This window comes from Nocardiopsis sp. NPDC058789, from assembly GCF_042745575.1.
In the GTDB taxonomy this organism is placed as follows: Bacteria; Actinomycetota; Actinomycetes; order Streptosporangiales; family Streptosporangiaceae; genus Nocardiopsis; species Nocardiopsis eucommiae.
Map to the genome: position 1 here is coordinate 117,462 of NZ_JBHYOW010000008.1, position 16,760 is coordinate 134,221.

The window sequence follows — 16,760 nt, forward strand, 5'->3', positions numbered from 1 at the left end:
GGAGCCGGGGCTCAGCCCGTGTATTTCTGGCGCAGGCCGCTGACCAGGGCGTCGAGTGCGAGCTCGAAGGCCCGGTCGGCGGCCTCGCGGGGGTCCGCCGACCTCTGCGCCGCGAACCGGGTGAAGGTGGGGGCCACGTCCTCCAAGCTGCCCGGGTCGAAGATCCCCTCGGGGGCGGAGGCGTCGTAGGCGGCGCCGAAGACCAGCGCCTCGACGCCCACGATGATGTCCACCGCGTCCGCGCCGACGATCCCGGCCTCCTCCAGGGCGCGTGTGACGCGCTCGTACATCCGCAGCGTCCTCGGGGAGTCCGCGACGGGCAGCACGGCCATGACCGGGATGAGCGCCGTGTGCTCCATGAAGCACCGCCGGTAGGAGTGCGCCCACCGCCGCAGCGCCCGATCCCACGGCTCGGTGCCGAAGCCGGAGACGTCGATCCGTTCGTTCACGCGCTCCTGCAACAGGATGAGCACGTCCCGCTTGGAGGCGACGTGGTTGTACAGGGCGGAGGCCGCCACCCCGAGCTCCCGGGCCAGGGCGGCCATGGTCAGGTGCCGGTAGCCCTGCTCGGTGACGATCCGGATCGCGGCCAGGGTGACGCGCTCCCGTGAGAGGACCGGCGAGGAGGGTCTGCCCCGGCCCCGTCCGCTGCGGGTTCCCTGGCTCACTGGCGCCTGCTTCCTGTCGAGGCCCGGACACGGTCCCCACCAGTCTAGGAGCGGCGTGCCCGCGCCCCGTGTCGGCGCCGCCCGTGAGAGTGTCCGGCTTGACACCCGGGGATCTCGTGCCCGTTAATGAATGGTATTCATTTAATGGTTCGAAGGAGCGCACCCATGCGAGGCACACACGTCATCGGCAGCGACGAGGTCCTCTATCGAGACGTCGCCGTGGTGGGCGCGGGTCCGGCCGGGCTGATGGCCGCACGCGCCCTCCAGGCCGCCGGACGCACCGTCGCCGTCCTGGAGGCGCGCGACCGCGTGGGCGGGCGCACCTGGTCCCGGGAGGTCGACGGCGCCTTCCTGGAGCTGGGCGGCCAGTGGGTCTCGCCCGACCAGACCGTGCTGCTCGGCCTCCTGGACGAGCTCGGGATGAGCACCTACCCGCGCCACCGCGAGGGCGCCAACGTCTACCTCGCGCCCGACGGTTCCCGGCACGAGTACACCGGCGACATGTTCCCGGCGGGGGAGCGGACCGAGGCGGAGATGGCTCGGGTGATCGCGGTCCTGGACGGCCTGGTCGAGGAGAGCGGCGTCGAGCGTCCCTGGGAGCACCCGCTCGCCCGCGAGCTGGACACCGTCACCTTCACCGAGTGGCTGCGGCGGCAGACCGACGACGAGGCCGCACGCGAGAACATCGGCATCTTCATGGCCGGGGGCATGCTCACCAAGCCCGCCCACGCCTTCTCCGCGCTCCAGGCCGTCCTCATGGCGGCCTCCGCCGGGTCCTTCTCCCACCTCGTGGACGAGGACTTCATCCTCGACCGCCGGGTGGTCGGCGGCATGCAGGCGGTCTCGCGGGCCATGGCGGACGCGCTGGAGGAGGGCACCGTCCACCTGGCGAGCCCGGTCCGGACGATCCGCTGGAGCGAGGAGGGCGCCACGGTCGTCTCCGAACGCGTCACCGTGCGCGCCGGTCGCGTGATCGTGGCCGTGCCGCCCACCCTCTACTCGCGCATCTCCTTCGAGCCGGCCCTGCCCTGGCTCCAGCAGCAGATGCACCAGCACACGTCGATGGGCCTGGTCATCAAGGTCCACGCGGTCTACGAGCGTCCGTTCTGGCGGGACCGGGGGCTCTCCGGCACCGGTTTCGGGGCCAGGGAGCTCTGCCAGGAGGTCTACGACAACACCAACCACGGGGACGAGCGCGGCACCCTGGTGGCCTTCGTCTCCGACGAGCTCGCGGACGACCTCCTGCGCCGCTCCGCCGAGGAGCGCCGGGGCGCGGTCCTGCGTTCCCTCTCCCACTACCTCGGGGAGGAGGCCCTTGAGCCCGTCGTCTACTTCGAGTCGGACTTCGCCTCCGAGGAGTGGACCCGGGGCGCCTACGCGGCCAGCTACGACCTCGGCGGACTGCACCGCTACGGGGCCGACCAGCGCACCCCCGTGGGCCCCATCGGCTGGGCCTGCTCGGACCTGGCAGCCGAGGGCTACCAGCACGTGGACGGAGCGCTGCGCCAGGGCCGCCGCGCCGCCGAGGAGATCCTCGCGGGCACCACCGGCTGACCCCGCCGCGACACCGGGGAGCCCGGCCCCCGTTCACACGGGACCGGGCTCCCTCGCGCCTTGGGAACGGTTCGTCACACCTCCGAGGCGGCGGCGAACTCGGCGCGCAGCCGGACCACCTCGGCCGGGTCCCAGCCCGGCCCCGGCACGCTGGAGGCCAGCATGCGCGTGTACGGGTGCTCGGGCTCACGCAGCACGCGCCGGGTGGGGCCGTGCTCCACGGCCCGGCCCCGGTACATGACCAGGACCTCGTCGGTGACCTGTCCGACCACGGCCAGGTCGTGCGAGACGAACACCAGGGACACCCCCGACTCCTCGCGGATCCGCGAGAGCAACCGCAGGATCTGCGCCTGCACGGACACGTCCAGGGCGGAGACCGCCTCGTCGAGCACCAGCACGGACGGATCCGCCGCCAGCGCGCGGGCGATCGCCAGGCGCTGCCGCTGACCCCCGCTGAGCCGGTGCGGCCTGGCCTCCGCCTCCCGCGCTCCGAGTCCCACCTGTTCGAGGAGTTCCAGGGCGCGCCGGTCCGCCCCGGCCCGGTCCGCGCCGTGCAGACGCAGGACGTGGCACAGGCACTGGGCCGCGGTGAGACGGCGGTCGAGGGACTCCAGCGGGTTCTGGAAGACCAGCTGCACCTCGCGTGCCCGGCGCAGGCGCGCGGCGCGCCCCCGTTCCCGGACGCCACGGGCGCGGCCCGCCACCCGGATCTCCCCGGCGTCGGCCCGTTCCAGCCCCACCAGCATCCGGGCCACGGTGCTCTTGCCGGACCCGGACTCACCGACCACTCCCAGGGAGCCACCGGGCGCGAGTTCGAAGGAGACGTCGTCCACGGCCACCAGCTCCGGTAGGCCCCGGCCCATGGGGAAGGCCCTGCGCAGTCCGCTCACGGACAGCGCCGGTTCGTTCGGGGTCATCGGTTCTCCTCCTCCGGACGCGACGCGCGCGCTCCGTCGTTCACCGTCTCCGCCCGCACGCAGGCGACCCCGCCGTCGTCGAGCGGGAACGTCTCCGGCCGCCAGGTCGTACAGGCCTCCGTCGCGTCGGCGCACCGGGGCGCGAAGGGGCAGCCGGTGAACGCGGTGGACAGCGAGGGCGGGGCGCCGGGGATGGGTTCGGGGGCCAGATCGGAGTCCAGCCCCGGGTTGCACGCGATCAGACCACGCGTGTAGGGGTGGAGCGGGTCCGCGAACAGCGCCGACGCCTCGCGCGACTCCACCACACGGCCCGCGTACATGACGTGGACCCGGTGACAGTAGGCGGCGGCCAGGTGCAGGTCGTGCGTGATGAACAGGACACCCATGCCCCGACGTTCGCGCAGGTCGCGCAGGACCGAGAGCACCTCCGCCTGGGTGGTGGCGTCCAGGGCGCTGGTGGCCTCGTCCGCGAGCAGGAGCTCGGGCTCGGTGGCCAGGGCCGCGGCGAGCACGACCCGTTGCAGCATGCCCCCGGACATCTCGTGCGGGAACTGGTGGAAGCGCTCCTCGGGCCGGTTCAGGCCGACCTCCGCCATGAGGTCCAGCGCCCGGGCACGGGCCTCGGCCCTGGGCGTGCCCAGCGCCAGGACCAGGCGTTCGGTGAGGAAGTCCCCCACGCGTCGGACCGGGTTGAGCACCGAGCGCGGGTCCTGGAAGACCATGGACACCCGTCGGGAACGGAGCGCGGTGAGCTCCGCCGGTGCCGCGCCGAGCACGTCGGTCCCGCCGACGCTGGCCCGGCCGCTGACGGCGGAGCCCTCGGGAAGGAGCCTGAGCACGGCGCGGGCCGTGGTGGACTTCCCTGATCCGGACTCACCGACCAGGCCGACGACCTCGCCGGGTCCCACGGTGAGACTGACCTCGTCCAGGACCGGGCGGCGCGTCTCGGCGCCCGGCAGGGTGACGGTGAGGTTGTCGATGTCGAGCAGCATGGGCCTACCTCCGTGAGTTCAGCCGGTCGGCGACACGCACCCCGACGATGTTGAACGCGACAACGACCAGGGCGATGGCCGCTCCGGGGACCAGCGCGGGCCACAGGACGCCCTGGATCAGCGCGGACTGCCCCTCCTGGACCATCAGGCCCCACTCGGAGCTGGGCGGCTGCGCGCCGAAGCCGAGGAAGCTGAGCGTGGCCAGGCTCATCAGGCCCTCTCCGAAGAGCACCACCAGGTACCCGAGCAGGGCGGGTGCCATGTTGGGGATGAGGTAGCGCAGGCAGATGACCAGGCCGCTCACCCCCTGCACCCGGTAGGCGTCGATGTAGGGCTTGGCGCACTCCGCCAGCGCGACGCTGCGGGTGAACTTCGCGATGATCGGGGTGAACGCCAGCCCCAGGGCCACGACGGCCGTGGTCATGCCGCTGCCGAACACCGCGATCACGAGGACCACGAACAGCAGCCCGGGGAAGGCGTACATGACGTCGGTGACACGGGCGAGGAGGACGTCCACCCAGCCGCGCCGCCAGGCGGCCAGGGTTCCCATGGCCACGCCCAGCACGGAGGCGAGCAGGAGCAGGAGCAGCGGGCCCAGCAGGCTCTCCCGCGCGCCGTGGACGACCCGGGACAGCAGGTCGCGCCCCATCTGGTCGGTGCCCAGCCAGTGGTCGGCGCCGGGTGGCGCCCAGATGTCGCCGAAGTCGATGGCGTTCGGGTCGGCGGGGGCGACCAGCGGGGCGAACACGGCGGCCAGGACCACCGTGACGAGGAATCCCGCGCTGGTCCAGAGGACCACCCCGCCGGACCCGCGCGCTCCCGCGCGGGTGGTGTTCGCGGTGACGGCCGAGGTGGGCGTCTGGGCGGTCATACCCTGTTCCCTTCGATGCGGACCCGCGGGTCCAGGAGCGGGTGGACGAGGTCGATCAGGGTCGTGACCCCCATGTAGGCGACCACCATGCACAGCAGGACGGCCTGCACGACCGGGAAGTCGAGGTTGTTGATCGCGTCCACCAGCAGCGCGCCGATCCCGCTGAGGCCGAACGCCGACTCGATCACCACGGTTCCGCTGAGCATGCTGGCGGTGACCAGGCCGCACATCGTCACGACGGGGCCCAGGGAGTTGCGCAGCACGTGGCGGCGGACCACATGCCGTTCCGCGATCCCCGACGCCCGCGACGCCGCGACGTGCTCCAGGTCGAACTGTTCCACCATCGTCTGCCGGGTGACCCGGGAGATGATGGCCAGGGCTCCGGTCGCCAGCGCGATCGCGGGCAGCGTGAGGTGGTGGACACGGCTGAGGAAGCCCTCGCCCAGGCCGGTCACCGGGAACCAGCCCAGCCGCACGCCGAACAGGGAGATCAGCGCGATGGCCAGGACGAACGACGGTACCGAGGCGGCCAGCGTGGTGCCCGCGGTGACGGCGGCGTCGGTCCGGCGCCCGCGACGCACGGCGGACAGGGCGCCCAGAGCGATGCCCAGGACGGTGAAGAGCACCGCCGCGTAGGCCACCAGGGACACGGTGGTGGGCAGGCGGGTGAGGATCAGGTCGCCCACCGCCGCGTTGTACTGGAACGAGGTCCCGAGGTCGCCGGTGACGGCGCCGCCCAGCCACAGCCAGTACTGCACCAGCAGCGGCTGGTCCAGGTGGTACTCGGCGCGGACGGCGGCGATCCGCTCCGGGGTGACGTTCTCGGGGTCGCCCACCAGGAACGACACCGGGTCGCCCGGCGCGGCGTACATGGCCCCGAAGATCAGCGCCGAGCTGACGGCCAGGGTGAGCAGCATGCCGCCGAGGCGGCGCAGCACGTGCGTGGTCATCGTCCTTCGTCCTCTCGGGCGCCGAGGTCGGCGGCCCACGGGTAGAAGAGGAACGCGGAGGAGGCGGGCGCCCCCGTGACTCCGGGTCCCATGGCGAGGGTCGTGGGGACCTGGACGACGGGGATCCACGGCATGGCCTCGGTCCAGCGGTCCTGGAGCTCCACGGCGAGCTCGGCCCGTTCGGCGTCGTCGGTCGCGGCCTGGGCCTGCCTGACGAGGGCGTCGTACTCCTCGTCGGCGAAGCCGGAGTAGTTCACCCCGGCGTCGGAGGCGCCGTTCTTGTAGAAGCCCACGGGGTCGTTCTTCGAGATCCAGTACTCGTCGGAGAAGAGGTCGACCTGCGAGCGCAGCTCGGGGTCCACGTAGTAGCTGCCGAACTGCTGCCGGGGCACGGTGGCGATCCGCGCCTCCAGCCCGATCTTCGCGGCCGCGTCCACGACCGCGTTGGCGATGATGGTGCGGGCGGGCTCCCCGTCGTTGGCGATGACGAGCGGTTCCTCGGGGGCCCCGGCCTCCTCGACCAGGGCGCGGGCCAGCTCCAGTTCCGGTTCCCCTGGGTCGGCGGGGGCGGCGTCGATCGCCGCGTACGCCTCCTCGAAGCGTGCGCGCTCGTACCCCCAGCCGCCCGGGCCCAGGGGAGCGGACCACGGTTCGGCCAGCCCGCCGAAGGCCGACCGGGAGATGCCGTCCCGTTCCAGCGCCAGGGACAGGGCCCGGCGCAGGCGGGGGTCGGCCAGCCCGCCGCGTTCGGTGGTGATGAGGGACCACACGTTGGTGGAGGGCCCCTGGTACACCTGGACGGTCTCGTCGCGCAGCAGCGGGACGGCGGCCGAGGCGGTGTCGAGGTAGGCGCCGTCGGACTCACCGGTGTTCAGGGTGTTGACCACGGCGTTCTCGACGGCCCAGCGGAACTCCACCCGGCGCACGTGCGCGGCGCGGTCGGTGTTCCAGTAGGCGTCGTCGCGCTCCAGCACGACCCGGCTCCCGGAGCTCCACTCGGTGAGCTGGTAGGGGCCCGTGCAGGCGTCCGAGCCCTGCGGCGTCCCGTAGGCGTCGTCGTCGGCCTCGAGGACGCGGCGGTCGTAGACGATGCCGCCGTTCCCGGCCATGGCGGGCACGAACACGGCGTCGCGCTGGCTCATGCGGACGGTGACCTCGCGGTCTCCGGTGGCCTCGATCCGTTCCACGTTCGCGTACTCGTCGGACTCCTCGGCGCCCTCGGCCGCGTGCCGCTCCATGCTCCACACGACGTCGTCGGCGGTGATCGGGGTGCCGTCGCGGAAGGCGGCCCCGGGAGCGAGGCGGAAGACGACGGTGGAGTCGTCCTCCCACTCGGCGTACTCGGCCAGCCCGGGGCCGACGCTGAGGTCGGGAGCGACCCGCATCAGCCGTTCACAGACGTTGGCGAGGACGGTGTTCTGCGCGGTTCCGCCGTTGGCGTCCAGGTCGAGTGAGGTGGGCTCGGACGGCAGCATCCAGGTCACCGAGTCCAGCTCACCCGTGGCCGGGGCGGTGGTGGCGGTCAGTTCGAGCTCGGGCCCCGGGGCGGGGGCCGAGCACGCGGTCACGACGAGCGCCAGGACGGCGGCGGGGATCACCGCTCCGGCGCGGCGTGGTGGTCTGTCCTTCACAACGGTCTACTCCAGGGAAGAAGGGGGATGTGGACAGTGGTTCGGCTTCAGGCGCCCGGGCCGTCGTAGAGGTTCCAGGGCATGAGCTCGTAGTCGTGCTCACAGGGGTTTCCGGCGGCGACGCGGTACTCGCCGCTGGTGAGGTCGACGAGGCTGGAGAGCAGCGTGGACCAGCGGCGCACCTCGGGTGCGGTGGGGTCGGGGTGCGTGCACAGGGACTCGGGGTGGCCGAGGTGGTCGGACATGGCCTGGTGGACGGCGGCGCGCACCCGCTCGGGGGTGTCGCTGGTCCGGACGGCGGCCAGTCCGCGCCGGGCGCGGGGCACGCGGATGAGTGAGTCCGTGGCGAGCGGGCGGTAGGACTCGGCCAGCTGCGGCGGGACACCGGCCTGGTAGTGGTTGCCGTGGACGAGCACGCCCTCGTCGTCGGGATACATCCACTGGCACGGGCCCGGGGTGGTCTCGACGTCGATGGCGAACCCGGAGCGGTGGGTCAGCAGCGCGTTGCTGGCGATGTGCGCACGCGTCTTGACCAGCGCGTTCAGGGCGTCGGAGAGCCTGGAGGAGTCCAGGACCCGGCGTCGGACGAGGGTCTGCGGGACGCCGACGGCCGACCCGAAGCGCCCCCCGAGGCCGTTGGCGTTGAGCGCGATCCCGGCGGAGTTGGCGCCGTGCCGCCCGACCTGGCCCGCCTCGACCTGCATGATGAGCGTGGGGCGGGGCGGCTGTACCACGCGGAGCATGAGGACGGTGTCGGCCGTGCCGTGCCGCCAGTCCCAGTTCTGTCCGGCGTAGACGCGGCCGTCGCCGGTCGCGCCCTCGGCCAGGGCGAACGAGGTGCAGCCGTCCGAGGCCTCGCGCTCGTCGGACTCGGTGGCGGCGGGCATGGAGCGGAAGGAGGAGTCGTAGATGATCTCCCCGCGCACGTTGAGGGCCAGGACGTCGAGGAGGTCGACCCCGGCGCCCTCGGCGATGCCCTCCATCTCGGTGACCATGTCCGCGTCGAAGGAGCGGCAGGTGTCGAGCCAGCCCCGGGCACGGTCGAGGACGCCGCCCCAGCTCAGGCCGGTCTGCTGGGTGAAGGCGCGCTCGTAGAAGCCCATGGCCGCGGCGATCTGGTCCCGAGCGGCCTCTCCGTAGGCGACACCGCGCTCACGTGGACCGCCGCTGATCTCGATGAGCGGCAGGCCCGAGGGCGTTCGCGGTGCGGTGGTGGTCATGATGGTGGTCCCCCGAACACGTCATGTAACATTCATTACGAAGACGCGCATAGTTGAAACGACTGTTTCCTCAGGAGTGTAATGAGTGCTACGCCACAGTCAAGGGCTGTAATGAATAGTTCTTCGAATCCCGGGCTGGAACGCCTCCACACCCTGGTGCGCACTCACTGGGAAAGCCTCTCCCCGGCGGAGCGATCGGTGTGCCGCCTGCTCACGGCCTCGCCGGTGGAACAGATCCTCTACTCCAACGCCCAGGAGCTCGGTACCGCCAGCGGCACCAGCAACGCCAGCGTCATCCGGACCCTGCGCCGCCTCGGCTACACCGGACTGCCCGCCCTCAAACAGGAGATCGCCGCCCCGTTCACCTCCGAGGTGGCGCCGGACGTACGTCTGCGCGAGCGCATCGACCGCATGGGACGGGACTTCACCGCGCTCTGGGGCCGGGTCGTGGACGAGGCCCGCGACCGTGTCGAACACGTCCGCACGGCCACCTCGCCGGACGACCTCACCCGCGCCGTGGAGGTCCTGGCCGAGGCGGGACGGACCGTGACGTACGGCGTCGGCTCCTCCAACATCGCCGCCGAACACCTGGCCCTCAAGCTCAACCGCATCGGCGCCCGGGCGCGCTCCGTCGACACGGACGGCTTCCGGCTGGCCGACGACCTCCTGGGCATCCACCGGGGCGACGCCGTCGTGGTCTTCGCCCCCGGGCGCGTCCTGCCGGAGGTGGAGGTGCTGCTCGAACGCGCCCGCGCGGTGGGCGCCCACTCCGTGCTGGTGACCGACGAGCTCGCCGAGGAGCTGCGCGACAGCGTCGACATCGTGCTGTCCGCCCCCCACACCCCCACGGGCATGACCGCCGAGGCCCTGACCGGGATCATCGTCTCCGACGCCCTCGTGCAGGCGGTGGCCACCGTCCACCCGGACCGGGCCGTGCGCACCTCCCACGAACTCACCGCCTGGCGGGGACGCCTGGGCCACTGACCGCCGGGGCGGCTCCCCGCGCCCGGCGGCCCCGCTCCAGCCCCCGCGCCCGGCGGCCCCGCTCCAGCCCCCCGACCACGGGCTCCCCGCCCCCCGGCCTCCGGCGCGCCCGGAGGCCGGGGGAGCGGGATCCGTCCCCAGAGCAGGGGAGGATGGGCCCATGGACTTCTCCGACCCCCTGCCCAGTGACACCAGCGAGGACGAGCGCACGCGCGGCGCCCGTGTCGCCCTCCTGCCCGTCGGCAGCCTCGAACAGCACGGTTCCCACCTGCCGCTGACCACGGACACCGTCATCGCCTGCGCCCTGGCGCGGAGCCTGGCCGACGCCCACCCCGGCGTGCGGCTCCTGCCGCCGATCAGCTTCGGCTGCTCCCACGAGCACGAGGCCTGGCCCGGGACCGTCAGTGTCACGGCGCCCACCCTGTACGCCATGGCCTCCGACGTCGCCGCGTCCCTGCGGGCGGCGGGCACCCCCAAGCTGGTCCTCGTCAACGGGCACGGCGGCAACCACGTGCTCGCCAACCTCGTCCAGGCCTCGCGCGGAGACATGGCCCTCTTCCCCGGCCCGGACGACTGGGAGGCCGCCCGCCGGGCCGCGAGGATGAGCACCACCAACGCCCGCGACATGCACGCCGGGGAGCTGGAGACCTCGGTCCTGCTCCACGTGCGCCCCGACCTGGTCCGCCCCGGCTACCAGGAGGCCGACCACCTCGCGGACCGGCGTGACCACATGCTCACCACGGGTCTGTCGCGCTACACCCGCTCCGGGGTGGTGGGTCAGCCCTCACGCGCGACGGCCACCGAGGGCCGCGATCTTCTGGCGCACCTGGTGAAGCTGTTCGCGGGGTACCTCAACGTGCTCGACCCGCAGCAGCCGCCACAGCAGCACCAGCCCGCCGGGAAGGGAGGCGACCAGGGCCAGGAGCCCGTACGCCACTGACACCGTCAGGCCCAGGTCCGCGCCCAGCCCCGCCGCGCCGAAGGCGAGCGCCGTCACCGCCTCACGCGGCCCCCACCCGCCGAGGTTGGCCGGGACGCTCATCGCCACCAGGGCCAGCACCAGCAGCGGGAGCAGGGCCGGGGCGGGCAGGGTGACCCCCACCGCCCGGGCCGCGACCAGGAACAGCACGAGGTGCCCGGCCAGCGCCGCGGCCGAGAGCAGGACCACCCCCGGGCCGGTCGTCACCGTGAACAGACCGGCCCGGGTGTCCGCGACCGTCGCCGACAGCGCCCGCCACCACGCCGATCCCCTCCTGCGCCCGAGGACCCAGCCCAGGGCCACCACCAGCGCCACCACAGCGAAGACGCCCAGGGAGGCGGACACCGCGAGCAGCCCCGGCCCCAGGAGCGCGGCGGGCAGGGTGAACAGCAGCACCGCGCAGGTCGCGGCGAGCACCACCTGCCCGGCCATGCGCTCCAGGAGCACGGCGCGCACACCCCGGGCCATGTCACCGGCGTAGCGGCCGTGGCTGACCGCCCGGTGCACGTCACCGAGCACCCCGGCGGGCAGCACGGCGTTCAGGAACAGTGCGCGGTAGTAGTCGGACACCGCGCGTGCCCAGGGCAGTCGCAGACCGACTCCGCGTGCGACCAAAACCCAGCGGGTCGCGCACAGCAGCGTCGTGACCAGACCGATTCCGAGTGCCGTCGTCACCGTCGCCGGGTCGACCGCCCCGAACGCGTCGGTGAACGCGTCCAGGGGGAACCACCACACCACCCCGGCCAGGAACGCGATCCCGACCAGCGGGCGCACGAACCCGGTCCACCGACGTCCTCCGGTGTCGTTCACGGGTGGGGCTCGCCCTCCTCGGGTGGTGCTTCCTCCCCGGGCAGCGCCAGCAGGTCGGTGTGGTGCACGATCACGCCCAGTTCCCCCCGTTCGCACTGGCCGAAGCGGCGTTCCAGGTATCCGCCGACGGCCGCCCCCGGGTCCTGCTCCAGGGCGGCCTCCGCCCATCCCCGCAGCCAGGAACGGACGAGGGGCACGCGCTCCGGGCCCAGCCGCCAGGGGCTCGGACGGCTCAGGGTCCGGTACCCGTGCGCGGCGAACTCCCACTCGGCCGTGTCCGCGGCCTCCGGCCCGCGACGCCCGCCCCGGCGCTGGTGGGCGTTGAACGCCTCCGTCAGCGCGAGGTCGTCCCGGTCACCCGGGAAGAGCTCCACCCGGCCCGCCACCGACAGCGTGAACAGGGCCGCGCAGCCCGCTTCGGTCACCGCCCGCACGATGCGCTCCAGTTCCGCGTACGTGAGCAGGTCGAGCAGGGCCGACCCGGTGACCAGGTCGATCTCGGCGAGGTCCCGCGCGGTGATCGTCCCCACGTCCCGGAGACACATCCGCGCACTCACCGGCGAGCCGTCCTCCGAGGCGGCGGGCAGGTACGCCCCGGCGAGCGACAGCAGGCCGGGGTCCACGTCGTAGAGCGTCCAGCGCTGCGCCCCGGGCAGCCGGGGCGCCAGCCAGCGACCCTGGGAACCGGATCCGCACCCGAGGTCCGCGATCCGTACCGGGCGCTCACGGGTTCCGCCGCCGCGCCCGCGGAGGAAGGCCCGGAGCGGTGCGAGCGTCGCCGTGGCACGGGCCTCGGAGTCGGCACCCTCCCGCAGGGCCAACCAGCCCGGGTCGAAGGCGGGCGGCGGGTTCTCGGACACTGAGCTCAACGGGACCCCTCCCGGTGGAGTGCGACCGTCCCGTCTGCGGACGGCCGCCTCCTCCCAGAGTGCCAGCTCAGGTGCGTCCGGGAGGTCCGATCCAGGAAGCCTTTGCCCGGATCTGTCTCCGGGCGCCCCCGGTCGGGCCGGGCCGCTCAGACCTTCCGGGCCAGGCCCGCGTACTGGGGGACGGCGCGGACGGTGCCCACCTCGGTGGGTTCGGGGCGCCAGTGGAAGACCGGGACCACGCCAGGTTCCACCAGTTCGTAGCCGTCGAAGAAGCTCCGGAACTCCTCCACGGTGCGCATGTGGTACTTCTGGGCCACGTGCTGTTCCCAGACACGCATGCCCTCGGCGGCGCGTTCGGTGTCCTCGACCTCCATGTGGGCCAGCACGCCGTCGCACACCGCGACGAAGCTGCCGGGGGCCAGACCGTCGACGTAGGCGCGCACCAGACGGACCGCCTCCTCGATCTCGAAGTGGCCCATGGTGCCCATCAGGGTCAGCCCGACGGGCCGCTCCAGGTCCAGAGTCCGCCCCGCCGCTTCGAGGACCTTCTCCACGTCGCGCAGGTCCTGGTCCACGTACTGGGTCCGGCCCGTGTCGGTGCCGACGAGGAGGGCGCGGGCGTGGGCCAGGACGAGGGGGTCGTTGTCCACGTAGACCACCCGGGCCGAGGGGTCGAGCGCCTGGGCCACCTCGTGGGTGTTGTCGGCGGTGGGCAGGCCGGTGCCGACGTCGAGGAACTGGGTGATGCCCTCCTCCGTGACCAGGTGGCCGACGGCGCGGCGCAGGAAGAGCCGGTCTCCCTGGGCCGCCTCCGCGACCTGGGGGAACAGAGCCCGAACGCGGTCACCGACCTCCCTGTCGACGGGGTAGTTGTCCTTCCCGCCCAGCCAGTAGTTCCACACGCGCGCGGTGTGGGCGACGGTGCTGTCGATCGGGGTGTCCGGCATGGGGTCTCGCACTCCTGTGGGTCTCGGGGGTCTCGGGGGTCTCGGGGGAACCCCCCCCGCAGTCTCCTTCCCCGCACCACCCGCGCGCAAGCCGCGAACCCCTGCGCCACAGGGGTTCGCGGCTCAGGAGGACAGTGTCGCCCGTTCCTCGGACACGGCGCGGTCCTCCTCCTCGGGCCGCTTCATGTCCACGGTGTCGCGCAGCTGGACCCTGGGCAGGAAGAGCGCCACGACAAGACCGACCACGGCGATACCGGTGGCGACCAGGAAGATGTCGCCGGTGGAGGAGCCGTACGCGCCCTCGACGATCTCTCGCAGGAACGGCGGCATGCCCGCCAGGTCCAGGGTGGTGCCGTCGGCGCCCCCGGCGGGGACCTCCACACCCGAGGCCGCGAGGCCGTCGGTCACGTTCGTGCTCACCCGGTTGGCGAGGATGGCCCCGAGCACGGACACCCCGATGGTGCCCCCGAGGGACCGGAAGAACGTGATCGCGCCACTGGCCGCCCCGAGTTCGCGGAGCGGGACCGAGTTCTGCACGACCAGCACGAGGTTCTGCATGGACATGCCCACGCCCACACCGACTCCCAGCATGCCCAGGGACACCACGTACAGGGACGTGGTCGCGTCGATGGTGGACAGCAACAGGAAGCCGAGGACCAGGAACACCAGGCCGGCGACGACGTAGGCCTTGACCCGGCCCGAACGGGAGACCAGCCACCCGGACAGGGTGGAGGAGAGCATCATGCCGAGCATCAGCGGCGTGGTGAGCAGACCGGCGGCGGTCGGGGAGTAGCCTCGGGCCAGCTGGAAGTACTGGCCGAGGAAGACCGCTCCGCCGAACATCGCCATGCCGACCGCGACGCTGGCCACGATCGCGATCACGGGCTCGCGGCGGAGCACCAGGTGCAGCGGGATGACCGGCTCCGCCACCCGGTTCTCCACCCACACCGCCAGGGCCAGCAGTACGAGGCCGCCGGTGACCATGGCGCCGGTCTGCCAGGAGATCCACGCGAAGCTGCCGCCGACGAACGTCACCCACAGCAGGATGGTGCTGACACCGGCGGCGATGAGCGTGGCGCCGAGGTAGTCCACGCGCACGTCGGTGCGGCGCTCCTCCACCAGGTGCAGGGTGCGGGTGAGCACGACCAGCGCGACCAGCATGAACGGGACGCCGATGAAGAAGCACCAGCGCCAGCCCAGCCACGAGGTGTCCGTGAGCGCCCCGCCGATCAGGGGGCCGCCGACGGTGGCCACGGCCATGATGGCGCCGATGACGCCGTTGAAGCGGCCGCGTTCCTTGGGGCTGACCAGCGCGGCGATGGTGGCCTGCACCAGAACCTGCGAGGCGCCCATGCCGAGTCCCTGGAGGGCGCGGAAGGCGATGAGCTGTTCGGTGTTCTGGGCGAACCCGCTCAGCAGCGAGGCCACGATGAACAGCACGATCGAGATCTGGAGCAGCCGCTTCTTCGGGAAGAGGTCCGCGAGCTTGCCCCACACGGGGGTGGAGGCCGTGGACGCCAGCAGCGTCGCGGTCACCACCCAGGTGTACTGGGACTGGGTCCCTTGGAGGGAACCGAGGATCTGGGGCAGGGCGACCGAGACGATCGTGCCGCTGAGCATCGTCACGCCGAGGACGATCAGCAGCCCGCTCAGGGTGCGCATGATCGGAGTACGTGCGGTGCCCTGGGACTGAGGAGTACTCAAGGCTGGCCTCTGGTGAAGAGAGATCGGGTGAAGGCGCGCAGGTGGAGGAGGTCTGCTGAGGCAGCAAAAATGCATACTAAGAATTTTTGCACCCTATGCACGATACCACCGGCCCCCGTGTCGGGACGTGTGCGCTCCGGAGAACCCCGTCACACGTGAACGGGCGTGCGGGGCCGCTCAGAGACCGAGCACGCGCGCCATCGCGCGCGCGGCCTCGGACCATCCGGCCAGCTCCGCGCGGCGTCGTCGCGCCGCCCCGCGCATCGTGGCGCGCAGTCCGGGGTCGGTCAGCCAGTCCCGCAGCGCCCGCTCCAGCGCCGCCGCGTCCCCCGGCGGCACCAACAGCCCCGGCACACGACCGTCGGGGGCCCGCCCCAACGCCTCGGGGACCCCGCCCACCTCGGAGGCCACCACCGGCACCCCCCGGGCCAACGCCTCGGTCACGACCATCCCGTAGGTCTCCGCGCGGGAGGCCAACACCACCAGGTCGGCGGAGGCGTACAGACCCTCCAGCTCCGCGCCGACCAGCGGTCCGGTGAACCGCACCCGGCCCGCCAACGCCTCCACGAGCGGGGGAGGGGTCCCCGGGCCCGCGCACACGCACTCCCACGGCAGACCCACAAGGGAGCGAAGGGCGCCCAACAGCAGGTCGTGGCCCTTGCGCGGGGTCAGGGAGGCCACGCACACCAACCGGGGGGCACGGCCCGGCTCCCCCTCGAACCCGCTCCCACGTGCCAGCGGAGCCACGTCCACGCCCGGCCGCACCGCCGCCACCGGGACGCCCGCCTCCGTCAGACCGTGGTGGTCGGCCAGCCGCCGCGCCGCCCACGCGCTGGTCGCCACCACCGACACCCCGGACCGCAGTACGGTCCGCTCGCGCGCGTCCAGATCCCGGGCCTCCCGTTCCGGCAACCCCGACTCGTCGCCCAGAGGCAGGTGCACCAGCACGTGGAGCCGGAGCCGTCGCGCGTGCGGTACGACCACCTCGGGAACCCCGCAGGCCACCAGCCCGTCCACCAACACGGGGGCGCCGTCGGGCGCTCCGGCCAGCACGGAGGCGAGCGCGTCGGTCCCGGTGCGTCCCGGACGCGGCCACGCCCCGGGAACCGTCACGGTCCGGACCGGTCCGACACCGTCGTGCGGGGAGTCCGCCGCCTCCAGCTCGCCCAGCGCCCGCGCGATCCGCCGATCATAGGTGTGACCACCGCTGGGCGCCGACGCCTCCGGAACGACGAACAGCGTGGGCACCCGCACGGCCCCGGTCACAGCTCCCGTTCGTAGGAGGCCCAGGCCACGTGCGACTCGTGCAGGGTCACCGCGATCGAGGCCAGGCCGTCGGCGTGCGCTCCCAGGGCCCCCGCCGCGATCCGACCGGCCAACCGGTCCGCGACCACCCGGGCCAGGAACTCGGAGGAGGTGTTCACACCGGCGAACTCGGGGACCTCGTCCAGGTTGCGATAGTTGAGTTCGGCCACCACCGCGCCCAGCTCGCGTGTGGCGGCGCCGATGTCCACCACGATGCCGTCGGGGTCCAGCTCCGGGCGGCGCAGGGTGGCGTCCACCACGAACGTGGCCCCGTGCAGGGCCTGGGCGGGGCCGAAGACCTCGCCCCGGAAGCTGTGCGCGACCATCAGGTGGTCCCGGACAGTGACACTGAACATGCG

15 protein-coding genes and 1 pseudogene are annotated in these 16,760 nt (G+C 72.9%); 3 read left to right on the forward strand and 13 right to left on the reverse strand.

Translation table 11 applies throughout. From position 1 onward, the window contains the following. Positions 1-11: 11 nt before the first annotated feature. A complete protein-coding gene (locus tag ACFW3L_RS13750) occupies positions 12-668 on the reverse strand; it encodes a TetR/AcrR family transcriptional regulator (protein WP_378740007.1) in 657 nt (218 codons plus the stop codon). Positions 669-833: 165 nt separating this feature from the next. Here ACFW3L_RS13750 and ACFW3L_RS13755 point away from each other — a divergent pair, with 165 nt between their 5' ends. Next, on the forward strand, positions 834-2,222 hold the full coding sequence (locus ACFW3L_RS13755) for a flavin monoamine oxidase family protein (protein WP_378740009.1): 1,389 nt from the start codon (positions 834-836) through the stop codon (positions 2,220-2,222). Positions 2,223-2,296: 74 nt separating this feature from the next. Here ACFW3L_RS13755 and ACFW3L_RS13760 read toward each other — a convergent pair whose 3' ends face one another. From ACFW3L_RS13760 to ACFW3L_RS13785, 6 genes are read right to left on the reverse strand one after another with little or no spacing between them, the layout of a single operon-like run. Further along, complete coding sequence (locus ACFW3L_RS13760; protein WP_378740012.1) at positions 2,297-3,139, reverse strand: ABC transporter ATP-binding protein; 843 nt, start codon at positions 3,137-3,139, stop codon at positions 2,297-2,299. Further along, the gene (locus ACFW3L_RS13765; protein WP_378740014.1) at positions 3,136-4,131 is read right to left on the reverse strand and encodes an ABC transporter ATP-binding protein; all 996 of its coding nucleotides are present in this window, start codon (positions 4,129-4,131) and stop codon (positions 3,136-3,138) included. Before ACFW3L_RS13765 ends, ACFW3L_RS13760 begins: the two co-directional genes overlap by 4 nt. Before the next feature lie 4 nt (positions 4,132-4,135). Further along, complete coding sequence (locus ACFW3L_RS13770; protein ID WP_378740017.1) at positions 4,136-5,002, reverse strand: ABC transporter permease; 867 nt, start codon at positions 5,000-5,002, stop codon at positions 4,136-4,138. After that, the gene (locus ACFW3L_RS13775; protein WP_378740020.1) at positions 4,999-5,952 is read right to left on the reverse strand and encodes an ABC transporter permease; all 954 of its coding nucleotides are present in this window, start codon (positions 5,950-5,952) and stop codon (positions 4,999-5,001) included. The genes ACFW3L_RS13770 and ACFW3L_RS13775 overlap by 4 nt, the downstream gene beginning before the upstream one ends. Continuing rightward, complete coding sequence (locus ACFW3L_RS13780) at positions 5,949-7,583, reverse strand: ABC transporter substrate-binding protein (protein WP_378740023.1); 1,635 nt, start codon at positions 7,581-7,583, stop codon at positions 5,949-5,951. The genes ACFW3L_RS13775 and ACFW3L_RS13780 overlap by 4 nt, the downstream gene beginning before the upstream one ends. A 47-nt stretch (positions 7,584-7,630) precedes the next feature. Continuing rightward, positions 7,631-8,803, reverse strand: coding sequence for a C45 family autoproteolytic acyltransferase/hydolase (locus ACFW3L_RS13785; RefSeq protein ID WP_378740026.1), 1,173 nt, complete (start codon positions 8,801-8,803; stop codon positions 7,631-7,633). Between the two features lie 111 nt (positions 8,804-8,914). On the opposite strand from ACFW3L_RS13785, the gene ACFW3L_RS13790 reads away from it, so the two are divergent. Further along, positions 8,915-9,787: a MurR/RpiR family transcriptional regulator gene (locus ACFW3L_RS13790; RefSeq protein WP_378740029.1), complete on the forward strand. Its 873-nt coding sequence runs from the start codon at positions 8,915-8,917 to the stop codon at positions 9,785-9,787. 160 nt (positions 9,788-9,947) lie between these two features. Continuing rightward, positions 9,948-10,727 (forward strand): creatininase family protein, encoded by a 780-nt coding sequence (locus ACFW3L_RS13795; RefSeq protein WP_378740031.1) that lies wholly within the window; start codon positions 9,948-9,950, stop codon positions 10,725-10,727. Between the two features lie 15 nt (positions 10,728-10,742). On the opposite strand, the pseudogene ACFW3L_RS13800 reads toward ACFW3L_RS13795, so the two are convergent. From ACFW3L_RS13800 to ACFW3L_RS13825, 6 genes and pseudogenes are all read right to left on the reverse strand, one after another. Then, positions 10,743-11,672: pseudogene (locus tag ACFW3L_RS13800) on the reverse strand (lysylphosphatidylglycerol synthase transmembrane domain-containing protein); the annotation flags it as partial. Continuing rightward, positions 11,573-12,436, reverse strand: coding sequence for an SAM-dependent methyltransferase (locus ACFW3L_RS13805; protein WP_378740478.1), 864 nt, complete (start codon positions 12,434-12,436; stop codon positions 11,573-11,575). The gene ACFW3L_RS13805 and the pseudogene ACFW3L_RS13800, both read right to left, overlap by 100 nt. A 155-nt stretch (positions 12,437-12,591) precedes the next feature. Further along, a complete protein-coding gene (locus ACFW3L_RS13810; protein WP_378740033.1) occupies positions 12,592-13,392 on the reverse strand; it encodes an SAM-dependent methyltransferase in 801 nt (266 codons plus the stop codon). Between the two features lie 123 nt (positions 13,393-13,515). After that, positions 13,516-15,054, reverse strand: coding sequence for an MFS transporter (locus ACFW3L_RS13815; RefSeq protein WP_378740035.1), 1,539 nt, complete (start codon positions 15,052-15,054; stop codon positions 13,516-13,518). 219 nt (positions 15,055-15,273) lie between these two features. Beyond that, a complete protein-coding gene (locus tag ACFW3L_RS13820; RefSeq protein WP_378740037.1) occupies positions 15,274-16,362 on the reverse strand; it encodes a glycosyltransferase family 4 protein in 1,089 nt (362 codons plus the stop codon). After that, positions 16,359-16,757: a 6-pyruvoyl tetrahydropterin synthase family protein gene (locus ACFW3L_RS13825; RefSeq protein WP_378740039.1), complete on the reverse strand. Its 399-nt coding sequence runs from the start codon at positions 16,755-16,757 to the stop codon at positions 16,359-16,361. The genes ACFW3L_RS13820 and ACFW3L_RS13825 overlap by 4 nt, the downstream gene beginning before the upstream one ends. Positions 16,758-16,760: the final 3 nt, after the last annotated feature.

Excerpts from the sequence above, each read along its gene's own strand:
- ACFW3L_RS13755 (WP_378740009.1), top strand. The coding sequence starts at position 834 with ATGCGAGGCACACACGTCATCGGCAGCGACGAGGTCCTCTATCGAGAC.
- ACFW3L_RS13760 (WP_378740012.1), bottom strand. The coding sequence starts at position 3,139 with ATGACCCCGAACGAACCGGCGCTGTCCGTGAGCGGACTGCGCAGGGCC.
- ACFW3L_RS13765 (WP_378740014.1), bottom strand. The coding sequence starts at position 4,131 with ATGCTGCTCGACATCGACAACCTCACCGTCACCCTGCCGGGCGCCGAG.
- ACFW3L_RS13770 (WP_378740017.1), bottom strand. The coding sequence starts at position 5,002 with ATGACCGCCCAGACGCCCACCTCGGCCGTCACCGCGAACACCACCCGC.
- ACFW3L_RS13775 (WP_378740020.1), bottom strand. The coding sequence starts at position 5,952 with ATGACCACGCACGTGCTGCGCCGCCTCGGCGGCATGCTGCTCACCCTG.
- ACFW3L_RS13785 (WP_378740026.1), bottom strand. The coding sequence starts at position 8,803 with ATGACCACCACCGCACCGCGAACGCCCTCGGGCCTGCCGCTCATCGAG.
- ACFW3L_RS13790 (WP_378740029.1), top strand. The coding sequence starts at position 8,915 with ATGAATAGTTCTTCGAATCCCGGGCTGGAACGCCTCCACACCCTGGTG.
- ACFW3L_RS13795 (WP_378740031.1), top strand. The coding sequence starts at position 9,948 with ATGGACTTCTCCGACCCCCTGCCCAGTGACACCAGCGAGGACGAGCGC.
- ACFW3L_RS13810 (WP_378740033.1), bottom strand. The coding sequence starts at position 13,392 with ATGCCGGACACCCCGATCGACAGCACCGTCGCCCACACCGCGCGCGTG.
- ACFW3L_RS13815 (WP_378740035.1), bottom strand. The coding sequence starts at position 15,054 with ATGCGCACCCTGAGCGGGCTGCTGATCGTCCTCGGCGTGACGATGCTC.
- ACFW3L_RS13825 (WP_378740039.1), bottom strand. The coding sequence starts at position 16,757 with ATGTTCAGTGTCACTGTCCGGGACCACCTGATGGTCGCGCACAGCTTC.